Annotated in this window: 10 protein-coding genes; 1 reads left to right on the top strand and 9 read right to left on the bottom strand. The window is 61.8% G+C overall.

The features are described 5' to 3' along the window. Positions 1-51 precede the first annotated feature (51 nt). Positions 52-999 (bottom strand): ATP-binding protein, encoded by a 948-nt coding sequence (locus NZ993_03385; protein ID MCS7154834.1) that lies wholly within the window; start codon positions 997-999, stop codon positions 52-54. Positions 1,000-1,077: 78 nt separating this feature from the next. Further along, on the bottom strand, positions 1,078-1,755 hold the full coding sequence (locus NZ993_03380) for a response regulator transcription factor (GenBank protein MCS7154833.1): 678 nt from the start codon (positions 1,753-1,755) through the stop codon (positions 1,078-1,080). Positions 1,756-1,979: 224 nt separating this feature from the next. On the opposite strand from NZ993_03380, the gene NZ993_03375 reads away from it, so the two are divergent. Next, positions 1,980-3,383 carry a sigma-54 dependent transcriptional regulator gene (locus tag NZ993_03375; GenBank protein MCS7154832.1) on the top strand — a complete coding sequence of 468 codons (1,404 nt, stop codon included), beginning with the start codon at positions 1,980-1,982 and terminating at the stop codon, positions 3,381-3,383. Positions 3,384-3,392: 9 nt separating this feature from the next. Here NZ993_03375 and NZ993_03370 read toward each other — a convergent pair whose 3' ends face one another. From NZ993_03370 to infB, 7 genes are all read right to left on the bottom strand, one after another. Then, positions 3,393-4,667: an insulinase family protein gene (locus NZ993_03370; protein MCS7154831.1), complete on the bottom strand. Its 1,275-nt coding sequence runs from the start codon at positions 4,665-4,667 to the stop codon at positions 3,393-3,395. Between the two features lie 56 nt (positions 4,668-4,723). Beyond that, positions 4,724-7,084 carry a polyribonucleotide nucleotidyltransferase gene (locus tag NZ993_03365; protein ID MCS7154830.1) on the bottom strand — a complete coding sequence of 787 codons (2,361 nt, stop codon included), beginning with the start codon at positions 7,082-7,084 and terminating at the stop codon, positions 4,724-4,726. 213 nt (positions 7,085-7,297) lie between these two features. Further along, entirely contained in the window at positions 7,298-7,567 is a 270-nt protein-coding gene (gene rpsO / locus NZ993_03360) for a 30S ribosomal protein S15 (GenBank protein MCS7154829.1), read from the bottom strand. Between the two features lie 40 nt (positions 7,568-7,607). Beyond that, positions 7,608-8,555 carry a bifunctional riboflavin kinase/FAD synthetase gene (locus NZ993_03355; GenBank protein MCS7154828.1) on the bottom strand — a complete coding sequence of 316 codons (948 nt, stop codon included), beginning with the start codon at positions 8,553-8,555 and terminating at the stop codon, positions 7,608-7,610. Next, a complete protein-coding gene (truB, locus tag NZ993_03350) occupies positions 8,552-9,256 on the bottom strand; it encodes a tRNA pseudouridine(55) synthase TruB (GenBank protein MCS7154827.1) in 705 nt (234 codons plus the stop codon). Before truB ends, NZ993_03355 begins: the two co-directional genes overlap by 4 nt. Further along, on the bottom strand, positions 9,240-9,638 hold the full coding sequence (gene rbfA / locus NZ993_03345; protein ID MCS7154826.1) for a 30S ribosome-binding factor RbfA: 399 nt from the start codon (positions 9,636-9,638) through the stop codon (positions 9,240-9,242). The genes truB and rbfA overlap by 17 nt, the downstream gene beginning before the upstream one ends. After that, positions 9,635-12,352, bottom strand: a complete 2,718-nt coding sequence (infB, locus tag NZ993_03340; GenBank protein MCS7154825.1) for a translation initiation factor IF-2 — start codon at positions 12,350-12,352, stop codon at positions 9,635-9,637. Before infB ends, rbfA begins: the two co-directional genes overlap by 4 nt. Between the last annotated feature and the right edge of the window lie 6 nt (positions 12,353-12,358).

Below are 12,358 nucleotides of genomic sequence, written 5' to 3'. Positions count from 1 at the left end.
CAATTAGAACATCCCGATCCTCAAAAGCAAGGGATACCGAGAGGAGGCCGATCAAAGCGAAAGGGTAAAACCGAACGTACTGCCGCGACCGGGCTCGGACTCGATGAGGAGCTGTTGCCGATGGGCTTCGATGATGTGTTTGACGATGGCTAGGCCCAAGCCTGTCCCTCCCAGCCCCCGGGAGCGGCTCTTGTCCACTCTGTAGAAGCGCTCCGTAATGCGAGGCAGGTGCTCCGGCGGTATGCCACATCCGGTGTCCTGTACGTAGACGGTGACCTTTCCGGGGGGCTCAGGCCGTACGAAAAGGCGCACCGTTCCGCCGGAATCCGTGTACTTGATCGCGTTGTCGAGCAGGTTCTGCAATACCAGTCGAATCTGATCCCGATCCCCCAGAACCGTGAGCTGGGGAGCGCACGGCTCATAATACAACAGGAGGCCTTTCTGTTGGGCCGCCAGCTCAAAGGTCTCCACGGTCTCCTGCAGCAAGGGCTCCAGCCGGAAATAGCGCAAATTCATCCGGCGCTCACCGGTTTCGATGCAGGAGATCGCGATCAGATCCGAGACCAGGTTTGTCAGACGCCCCACATGAAAGAGCGCCCGCTCCAAGAATCGGCGGTTCACCTCGGGGTCCTCCAAAGCCCCGTTATGCAGCGTCTCTAGATACCCCTGAATGGCATGGATGGGGGTCTTGAGCTCATGCGAGACGTCACCCAAAAACTCGCGCCGATAGGTTTCGAGCTTACGCAACCGCTCGACCTCAGCGCGTACGCTCCTGTGTAGCGCCTCCAGCTCCCGCTCAAGGGCCTGCAGGGTATCTTCGTTGATCCCCTTCGGCAGCTCGACGGCGCTCTCCACCAGAGAACGCGTGCGTTGCACCGCACTCCTAAGGTGCTTGAGGATAGGCTCTACGACTTTTAGGTAAGCGCCATACAGACCGGCGGCGGCCACTAGACCCAATAGTAGCCCCCAAAGCACGGAAATCCCCGCAGCCCAGCTCACAAACATTCCCCCGAGCGCGGTTATCCCACCCGTCCACAGGGCGAGCGTCCAAGCTGTCCGGCGATACACGAGCTTCTTTTAAGGGGCGCGAAATCGGTATCCGACGCCTTTTATGGTCTCAATGTAATGAGATCCAAGTCGCTCCCGGATCTTGCGCACATGGACGTCCACGGTGCGATCCACCACGTACACATCGGTACCCCAGACATGGTCCAGGAGTTCCTGCCGCGAGAAGACCACCCCGGGACGAGAGGCCAAGAAGAAGAGCAGCTCGAATTCCTTGCGGGGCAGCTGATGTTCCGTGGCACCCTGCCGGACCGTGTAGCGATCCCGGTCAATCTCCAGGTCATGAATCCGAATGCGCCGCGGAGCGTTGGTGGGGAAAACGGAGCGGCGCAGAAGAGCCCGGATGTGGCTGAGCAACAGAGCCGGGCTTACGGGCTTGGGGATGTAATCATCGGCCCCCGCCTCTAGCCCCATGATCTCATCCGTCTCCGTGTTACGAGCCGTCAAAAAAGCGATCGGCACATGGCGTAGCTCCGGATGCGCGCGCAACCGCTCGCAGACGGCCAGGCCATCCAGATGGGGCATCATGATATCGAGCACCACCACGTCGGGTTTCTCCGCCTCGGCGATGCGCATCGCGGAAGCCCCGTCGAAGGCCGTTAGCACCGTGTAACCGGCCTTTTCGAGATTATAGCGCAGAAATTCCAAAAGATCCGGCTCGTCGTCGACAAGAAGGACCTTGGCGGCCATGACTGCCCCCACGCAAAGCCGCCATAAAGTTAGCGTGCCTCGCGCGCCCGCAGCATTAGGGCATTGTTAAAGCCTCTTCCTCAGGAGCAGGTAATTTCGTATCAAATTGATACGAAATTACCCGGTCCTGCTGCCCCCAAAGTCCCGAAGCGACGCCGCTGGCCTCTTGGCATGAGCCTGGCAAGAGAGGGTGAGGAACCCATAGCCTCCGAACAGGTGTGCTCATGCAGCAGCGATCTCGGCAACATCGGGTCTTCCTCGTGGACGATGACCGGCATTATGCGCGTTTGATCAGCTACCGGCTCTCGCAGCACTCCGAGCTAGCGGTGGAGGTCTTCCACAGCGGCGAGGCCATGCTGGAACGCCTAGAGGAGGGACCCGAAGTGATCCTGCTGGACATCATGATGCCTGGCATGAGCGGCATCGAGGTGCTCCGGCAGGTCAAGCAAGCGCTTCCGGATGTGCCCGTCATCATGGTCTCTGCCCAGGGGGCGCTCAACGTGGCTATCGAGGCCATGAAGCTCGGGGCCTACGATTACCTCGTTAAGGGCCAAGATGACCTGAGTAAGCTCGAGACCACCGTAAAAAACGCCTTGCAAGCCTACGCGCTTCAGAACGAGGTCCGGCGTCTGCGGGAAGAGCTACCCCAGCATTACCGCTTTGAGGAAATCGTGGGCGAAAGCGAGCCTATGCAGCAGGTCTTTCGGCTCGTCCAGAAGGCCGCTCGCTCCGAAATCACTGTGCTCATTCACGGGGAGTCCGGAACGGGCAAGGAACTCGTGGCGCGCGCCATCCACTACAACAGCGCCCGACGCAACGGGCCCTTTGTGGTGGTCAACTGCGCGGCCATTCCTAAAGAGCTCGTAGAGAGCGAATTCTTCGGCCACGAAAAGGGGGCCTTCACGGGGGCCTATGCGCGCAAAATCGGCAAGTTTGAGCAGGCACACGGCGGCAGCATTTTCCTGGATGAGATCGGCGAAATGGAGCCCGCGCTTCAGGTGAAGCTGCTACGCGTGCTGCAAAACCGGGAGATCCAACGCGTAGGGGGGCATGAGACGATCCATGTAGACGTACGCATCATTGCGGCCACCAACCGCAACCTGCGCGAGGCCATGCACAAAGGCGAATTCCGAGAAGATCTCTACTACCGACTCTTTAGCTTTCCCATCTACCTGCCCCCTCTGCGGGAGCGAGGCCAAGACGTGCTCTTGCTCGCCCGACATTTCCTTAAGCAGGCCCTGCGCGAGCATCCGGAGGGTCCGAAAAAATTTTCCCGCGAAGCGCTGCAGGCCATCGCCCGCCATACGTGGCCCGGAAACGTGCGGGAGCTCAAAAACGCCATCGAACGGGCCGTGCTCATGGCCGAGGGGCCGGAGATCACGGCGGCGGACTTGTTCTTAGAAGCTCACGAACCCAAGCCCGTTTCCAACGGAGAAGCTTCCGGCGTTCCTTTGCGTTCAGGCTCGGTCATCCGGGAGATCGTGCCCTTAGAGGAGATCAAACGACAGGCGGTCATCCACGCCTTCGAGTCCTGCGGCCGCAACGTGGACCGCGCCGCCGTCGAGCTCGGCATCGGCCGGGCGACCATGTATCGGCTGCTGAAGAAGTACCGGGTGCTGTCCTCCTAAAGAGCTCGCCTACTCGGGCTTGAGCAGAACCCCCGAGAAGCGCTCTTCCCGAAAGAGCTCCTGCGCCAGCCGTTGCACCGCCTCGGGCGTTACGGCCTCGATACCGGCCAGGACCTCGCTTAAGGGAACTGGGCGTCGATAGTAGAGCTCGTCTTTGCCGAGACGCATCATGCGGGCCTGCGTGCCCTCTAGCCCCATCCAAAGCGACCCTTTAAGTTGGGCTTTGGCCTGCTCGAGCAGGCGCGCCTTGGGCGGCGCCTGACGCAGCCGGTCCAGTTCCTGCCAGATGAGCTTTATCAGACGCTCAAGCTTAGCCGCCTCTACTCCGGCGTAAATACCGAATTGGCCCACGTCAGACCAGCCGTGATAGAAGGCGTAGATGGCGTAACAGAAGCCATAGCGTTCTCGGATGCGCTGGTTCAAGATTGAACTCATGCCGCCTCCCAGCAGCGCGGCGAGCACGGCCAGCGCATGTTGCTCGGCATCTCGCATACCGGGGGCGCGTGTGCCCATGACCAAATGCGCCTGCCCGATGGCTCGGGTGCGCTCTCGCCAATAAGGGTTGTAGCCGTTTACGGGAAGCCGTTCGAGGGGAGCCGGCCCCGCATTGTCCGCCTCCCCAAAGTAGCGCTCCACCAGAGGCAATACCTTCGAGAGGCAGAACGGGCCGGCAAAGGTTAAGATCATGCGTCCCGGCCGGTACTGGCGGGCCTTGTAGGCGTGCAGCTCCTCTGGCCCCAGAGCGCTCACCGTATCCGGTCTGCCTACGATGGGATGGGCCAGCGGATGTCCCTCGAAGAGCACCTCATCAAAGAGATCGAGCGCAAGCTCATCGGGGGTGTCCTCGTAGAGGTGCATCTCCTCCAGGATAACTTGGCGCTCCCTGGCCACCTCGCGCTCCGGAAACGTCGGATGCAAGGCCAAGTCCGCCAACAGGTCCACGGCGCGTTCCAGGTGTGCGTCCAGGAGGCGAGCGTAAAAGCAGGTGTGATCCTTCGTGGTGAAAGCGTTTACATAGCCGCCCACAGACTCCAAGTATTGCGCGATCTGGTGTGTGCGGCGCTTGCGCGTGCCCTTGAAAACGGCATGCTCCAGGAAATGGGAGATCCCCTGCCAAGGCTCTGGCTCATCGCGGCTACCCGTCTCGATCCAGAGGCCCACGGAGGCGGTGCGCACGCCGGGCACAAACTCAACCAGCACGCGCAGGCCATTAGCGAGCTCTATGCGTTCGGTCGTGGTGGGCTCCTCGAACTCCGCTACAATACCCTCCCGATCCGTGCGCATCTCACACCCCGCTGCGGCTCGCATGGACCTATTGGCCTTCTCGCATATAGCCCATCTCAGCGTCGGGACTTGGGCGGTCCCCCACGATGCGGAGATCTGCCTCCTCTGGGCGGAGGGGTTTGCGAGGGCCTGCCGCTTCCACCATTTGCGGGGCGACGCTCAGGGCCCAGCTGCTCCCCCTCGGGCTTGGGCAGAAGCGACTTCATGCTCAGGCGCAATTTGCCGCCCTCTTCGATCCGGATCAGTTGCACACGGATTCTATCGCCCACCTTGAGGTAATCGGAGACATTCTCCACGCGCCGGTGGGCGATTTCGCTCACGTGCAACAGGCCGTCTTTACCGGGCAGAATCTCCACGAACGCGCCGAAGGGTTGGATGCTGCGCACCACTCCCTCGTAGATCTGCCCCTCGACGGGCTTGGCCGTGATCCGACTGATCCACTCTATGGCCCGTTGGGCGGCTTCCGCATCCGTAGCCGCAATCGTAACAAGCCCCCTCCCGTCTTTTTCCTCCACCACGATCTCCGTCTTGGTTTCGCGCTGGATCTCCTGGATCACCCGACCGGCCGGCCCGATCACGGCCCCGATGTCGGATACGTCGATCTCTAATGTGGTCAGCCGCGGCGCATGCGGTGACAGATCCGGACGCGGCTCAGCCAGCACCTGATCCATGAGATCCAGGATCTGCAACCGACCCTGGCGGGCTTGCTCCAGAGCGCGCGCCAGAATGTCCAGCGAAATGCCTGAGATCTTGATATCCATCTGACAGGCCGTGATGCCATCCCGCGTGCCGGCGACCTTGAAGTCCATGTCCCCCAGATGGTCTTCGGCGCCCAAAATGTCGCTTAAGATCGCCACCTGGCCCTGCTCCTTGATGAGCCCCATGGCGATGCCGGCCACAGCCTTACGTATGGGCACGCCGGCGTCCATGAGCGCTAGGGAGCCGGCGCAAACGGTGGCCATAGAGGAGGACCCGTTGGATTCCAGGATTTCGGATACGACACGGATCGTATACGGAAAGACCTCACGGGAGGGCAAAACGGCCCGCAGGGCCCGTTCGGCTAAGTTGCCATGGCCCACCTCCCGACGGGAGACGCCGCGAATGGGTTTGACTTCTCCCGTCGAGAAGGGCGGGAAGTTGTAATGCAGCATGAAGCTCTTAGAGGTGTCGTAGAAAAGCTCATCGATGATCTGCTCGTCGAGTTTGGTGCCGAGCGTAACGGAGGCCAGCGCCTGGGTTTCGCCCCGCGTGAAGAGGGCTGAGCCATGCACCCGGGGCAACAGCCCGACCTCGCACCAAATGGGCCGAATCTCGTCTGTGCGCCGTCCGTCGAGCCGACGGTTCTCCTCTAGAATCATGCGGCGCATCTCCCGATATTCGAGCTCGTCGAAGGCGCGCGCCACCTCCGCGGCCCGATCCGGGAACTCCGGAGCCCGCACGATGATCTCCTGCTCCGGCAACACGCCCTCAAGCCCTACCTCCTCCTCGACGGGCGTGCGCACCTCTACGGGTGGGCCCTCTTCGGTCTCGGGCACGGCCACCGGCAGGCCGGTAAGCTGCTCGATGACCTCCTCCTTAAGGGCTCTAATGGCCTCCTGGTATTCGGCCTTGACGTACGGACGCCGCAAGATCTCACGCAAACGGGGGCGGGCCAGCTCCTCCACACGATTCCAGAGCGCTTCATCCCAAACCGGGACCTCAAAGGGCCGGACCGGCCGAGGGCCGCCGAAGCGCTGGTGGACCAACTCGAGCTGGGCCTGACAGATCCGACGAATCGCCTCGTGCGCGAAAGCGATGGCCTCCAACATATCGGATTCGGAGACCTCCTTGAGCTCGCCCTCGACCATGATGATAGACTCCGAGGTGCCGGCCACGACCATGTTGCAATCGCTTTGCTCCAGCTCCGCAATCGTGGGAAACAGCACCCAGCGCCCTCCGAGGCGGCCTACGCGCACCTCCGCCATGGGTCCGTTGTAGGGCAGATCGGATAGCAGGATGGCGGCCGATGCGCCGATGCCGGCCAACACGTCTGCATCGTTTTGGCCATCAGAGGAGATCACGGTACAGATCACCTGCACCTCGTTTAAAAACCCCTCTGGGAACAGGGGCCGGATGGCCCGGTCGATAAGCCGAGCCGATAGGATCTCTTTCTCGTTGGGCCGGCCTTCGCGTTTGATAAAGCCGCCCGGGAATTTCCCGCCGGCGTAGTACTTCTCCCGGTACTCTACCGTGAGCGGAAAGAAGCTTTGGCCCTCCCTGGGCGAGGGGCTAGCGCATACGGTGCAGAGCACCATCGTATCCCCCAGACGCACCACGGCCGATCCGTCGGCCTGGCGAGCCAGGCGCCCGGTCTCGACCTGCAGCGGCCGGCCCGGTTCAAGCTCCACCGTCGTGGTCCATAGCGTCGGCTTGTGCATGCTCGCTTACTCCCCCCGAACTGACGATCCGCCTGTTGGAGCACTTGCAGACCCTGCGCGTTGGACAGCGCTTGCGCGGGAGGCGCCCCTGTACGCGGCGCTCTACGGCCCCACCACGCGGACGGCAGACGGGCGTTTAGATTTTCTCTTGTAATACTCTGAAGGACCCTGGTTTTACGCCAAGGGGCACCGATAGCGCTCGGTGCCCCTTGGTTATTTGCGCAAATTAAGCGTTTCGATCAGGGCCTTGTATCGGTCGTAATCTTTACGTTTGAGGTATTCGAGCAACCGTCTACGCTTGCCCACGAGTTTGAGCAACCCCAGGCGCGTAGCGTGATCTTTCCTGTGCGTGTTCAGGTGCTCGGTCAAACGGTTGATGCGCTCGGTAAAGAGCGCGATTTGCGCTTCGGGCGACCCCGTGTCGCTCGGCCCCCTTCCAAAGCGCTCAAATATGGCCCTTTTTTCCTCTTTTGTCAGCATCAGAGTAGCAGCTCCTCAGCGAAAATAGAATCGCAAACACTCTTCAAGCGTGCAAAAGTACATCACGGCGAAGCGCTGCGCAACGGGCCCGATCCGCCTCCAATTGCCGGCGCAGGGCTTCAGCGTCCGGAAAACGCTGCACCGGACGCAGGTGCGCCAGGCATTCCACCCACAACACCTCCCCGTAAAGCTCCCCCGAGAACCCCAGCAGATGCACCTCGGGCACGCACTCTGAATCCCCAAACGTGGGCCGATGACCCAGGTTAAGCATACCCCGATAGGATGCCCCGTTGGGGAGGGTTACGTCGACGGCATAGACCCCCTGGGCAGGCAGAAACTTCTCCGGAGGTATCGACAAGTTGGCTGTGGGAAAGCCTAGCATCCGACCGCGCCCCCGACCCGGCACTACGGTGCCGGAGATCCAGTACGGACGCCCCAAGAGCTCCCAGGCCAACAGAACGTCCCCTTGCGCGAGCGCCTGACGAATTTGGGTGCTGCTTATGGTTAAAGCGTGCACCTGCTGCGGGGGTATGACCTCCAGATGAAAACCCCAGCGCTTCGATAAGCGCCACAACGTCTCGGGATCCCCCTGACGGTCCCTGCCGAAATGATGGTCGTAGCCCACAACCATCTGACGCATCCCCAGGCGATCCAAAAGCATCTGGCGTACAAATGTCTCGGAGTCCATCTGCGCGAACTCATGGGTAAAGCGCACCACCACGACCTCATCGATGCCCAGCTCTCGAATGAGCCCAGCCCGTTCCGAAAGGGTGCTCAGAAGTCGATGGGGGCCCACTTCGGGATGCAGAACCTGCCGGGGATGCGGGTGAAACGTCAAGGCTACGCTGCGGAGGCCCAAGGATCGGGCGCGCTCTCGGACGCGCCCGAGGATCACTTGATGCCCCCGGTGCACGCCGTCGAAGGTCCCCACGGTCACCACAGACGGTTGGGATTCCGTCAGCTCATCTAACCAAATATACGGAGCGGTCATGGGGTTTTTTCCGCCGCTAAGGCGCGCTCCAGATCCGGGATCGTCCAAGCCTCTTCAACCCGATAGGGCCCGACCGCGGTGCGACGTAGTTCCGTAAGATAGGCGCCCACCCCCAAGATCTGGCCCAGCTCGTGCACCAGAGCACGCACGTAGACGCCCTTGCCGCAGTGCACCCAAAAGACGACCTCAGGGCCTGACATCTGCAGTATCTCAAATGCATACACCTCGACCAAGCGAGGCTCCAAGGTCACGGCCTCCCCCCGCCGCGCCCGCAGGTAGGCCGGAGTCCCCTGCTGCTTGACAGCCGAATACGGAGGGGGCACCTGCGCGATCCGCCCCACGAACCGTTGCGCGGCTGCGCGCACCGCTTCAAGTCGCACATGCTCCCAGGGGCGTTCTTCCGTAATAGGGGTCTCCGCATCGTAGCTGGGCGTGATGGCGCCCAGCCGAAACCGGCCTTGGTACGTTTTAGGCAAGGCCATAAAGGCACCTAAAGATCGGGTAGCCCGACCCACGCCGCACAGCAACAAGCCCGTGGCCATGGGATCGAGCGTACCGGCGTGCCCGATCTTGCGCACAGGGAGCCGGCGCCGCAGCCAACGCACCACGTCAAAAGAACTCCAGCCTATGGGTTTGTCCACCGGCAGCACATAGCCGGTATCCGGAACCGGCCGCAGAGCGCCCTCATGGGAGCGTATCACCCGAGGAAGAGACATCGGATCGAGGGGAACGTTGTCGGTGGATTTGGGCGAAGAGCGCCTCAAGACGTTCGACGTAGTCCTGGGTGTCGTCGTGTATGAATTGAAGTTCCGGCATCGCGCGCAGATGGTGCCGGATGCGGGCTGAGAGCGCACGCCGGATCTCAGGGGTCTGCTCGCGCAAGCGCTCCAGCGCCACCCGCTGCGTAGCCGGATCCCCCATAATGCTCACGTATACGCGCGCAAGGCTCAAGTCGCGCGGCATCTGCACCTTGGTCACGGTCACCAAAGCATGCGAGACCTCTCGGAACTCCGTCTCCAAGATGTCGGCCAGCTCCCGCTTGATGAGGGAGCTGACGCGCTCAACACGGCGTTCGCTGCTCATGCATCCAAAGTGCGCTTGGTTTCCACGATCTCGTAGGCTTCGATAAGATCGCCTACTTTGATGTCGTTATACCCTTCGATCCCCATACCGCATTCGTAGCCTGCGCCGACCTCCCGAACGTCGTCCTTGAAGCGCTTCAGCGAGGCCAACCGGCCCTCGTAAATGACCACCCCATCGCGAATCAGGCGAATGCGATCGCTGCGGCGGATGCGCCCTTCGCTTACGTAACAGCCGGCCACCGTGCCCACCTTGGGGACTTTGAACGTAGCCCGCACCTCGGCCGTGCCGACGATCTGTTCCTTGCGCTCGGGGGCCAGCAGCCCCTCCAGAGCGGATTTGACGTCGTTGATCGCATCGTAGATGATCGAATAAAGCCGGATGTCGATCTGCTCCTGTTCGGCCAGCTTGCGCGCTGCAGCCGACGGGCGCACCTGAAAACCTATAATCACGGCGTTAGAAGCTGAGGCCAACAGCACATCGGATTCCGTGATGGCCCCGACGCCGCTGTGGATGATGTGCACCCGCACTTCGTCGCGGGAGAGCTTATGAAGCGCATCTCCGAGGGCCTCAACCGATCCGGCCACGTCGCCTTTGAGGATGATGTTGAGCTCCTGCAGTTGGCCAGCGGCCATCTGCCGGGAGACATCCTCCAGGGACAGATGCTTGCGCCGCCGCAGATCCTGCTCGCGCTTGATTTGTTGGCGTTTAAGAGCGATCTCACGGGCCTCCCGCTCATCGGAAACCACCAAGAAGCGATCCCCAGCTTGAGGCAAATCTTCAAAACCGAGCACCTGCACCGGCGTGGATGGACCGGCGGCTTCCACGCGCTGATCGCGCTCGTTGAAAAGAGCGCGCACCTTGCCGTGGGTAAGCCCAGCCACAAACGGGTCGCCCGGACGCAGGGTACCGTTTTGTACGAGCACCGTGGCCACTACCCCGCGGCCCTTGTCCAGCTTGGCTTCGATAACCGTGCCTTGGGCCTTGCGATTCGGATTGGCCTTGAGTTCAAGCAACTCGGCCTCGAGCAGGATCTTCTCCAGTAGCGCGTCCACATTTTGGCCCGTCTTGGCCGAGATCTCGGCGCACTGATATCGTCCGCCCCATTCTTCGACCAGCACCCCGTGTTCGGCCAGCTGCTGGCGAATCCGATCCGGATTGGCTTCCGGCTTGTCGATTTTGTTGATGGCCACCACGATCGGCACCCCAGCAGCCTTGGCGTGATTGATGGCCTCCACGGTCTGGGGCATAACCTGGTCATCGGCTGCCACCACAAGCACGACGATATCCGTGACCTGGGTCCCGCGGGCGCGCATGGCCGTAAAGGCCTCATGTCCGGGCGTATCCAGGAACGTGATCTGGCGCCCGTCTGGAAGCGTGACCTCGTAGGCGCCGATGTGCTGGGTGATGCCCCCTGCCTCCCCGGCCACAACGTTGGTGTGGCGGATGTAGTCCAGCAGGGAGGTCTTCCCGTGATCGACGTGCCCCATAACGGTCACAATCGGCGGACGCGTTCGCAAATCCTCAGGCTTATCTGGGGCCTCCTCGCTGACCTCTAGCAGCTCCGTGGTGTCGACAAATTGCACCTGATAGCCGAACTCGTCGGCCAGTAGGGTGATCGTGTCGGCGTCCAGGCGTTGGTTGATCGAGACGGGCAGCCCCAAGGCCAGACATCTTGTCAGGACCTCGCCCACGTCCACGTGCATGAGCTCGGCTAGCTCACGGGCGGTTACAAACTCGCTTACCCGCAACAGACCGGCCTCCAGCTCAGCCTGCTGCCGTTCCAGCTCGCGCTGCGCGGCGCGCTCCTCACGCTTGGCCCGGCGTAGTTTGCCCCGGCGGCCACCCGCAGAGCGCTCCATCTCGGCCATGGTCTCGCGCAGCATCCGCGCCACCTCTTCCTCGTCGACCACGGGCGCCTTTTTCTTTTTCTTCTTCTTGGCCACGGGCTCTCGGGCCAGTATGGCGCCCTTCTTCACCAGCGGCAGCTCCTCTTCCTCGACGCTCATCGGCGCGGCGATGCGTTTGCGTTTCTTCTTTTTCTTCTTCTCTGGCTCCTCCTCGACTTTCTGCTCGGGCTTCTCTCCGGGTGCCGCCTCCGGCTTGAGCTTACCCTTGTCGTATTCGATCTTGCCCACCACCGTAAGACCGGGCAGCCGCACCCGATCCTTAGCCCGAATGACCTCACCAGAGGGAGGGGACAAAACCGATTCGTGGGGCTCCTCAGAAGCGGAGACAGGCTCAGCAAGAGGCTCAGGCTCTTGCGAAGGGGACGGGACCTCACCAGCGGGCTCTGAGGCCACCTCTTCGGACACCACCGGAGGGGCCTCTTGAGGCTCCTCAAGAGCGGCCTCTAGGACCTCAACGGGTTCCGTAGGGGGCTCGAGCTCGGCTGGCGCCCCCACAGAGGGTTCAGGGGCTGCGGGGGGTTCGGCCACCACAACCTCGCCCACCTCAGAGTCCACGGTCACCACCTCATGCCGGAGGCGCTTGCGCTGCTCCTCGCGCTCCCGAAACAGCTGCTCCTTGCGCCGATGCCGCTCGAAGGCCTCTTTATCCTTGCGGAAATGCGTCAGGATCTCCACGTACATCTCGTCGGTGAGCTTCGCATTGGGGTTGTTCTCGATGTCGAAGCCCTTCTTCCGCAAGTGGGCCACGATGGTATCGGTGCCCAGGTTCAGCTCGCGGGCGACTTTAAATAAACGCACTTGGGCCATAGGCGT

Source organism: Bacteroidota bacterium, from assembly GCA_025059945.1.
GTDB lineage: Bacteria > Bacteroidota > Rhodothermia > JANXDC01 > JANXDC01 > JANXDC01.
This window is presented reverse-complemented; position numbering and strand designations above follow the sequence as displayed.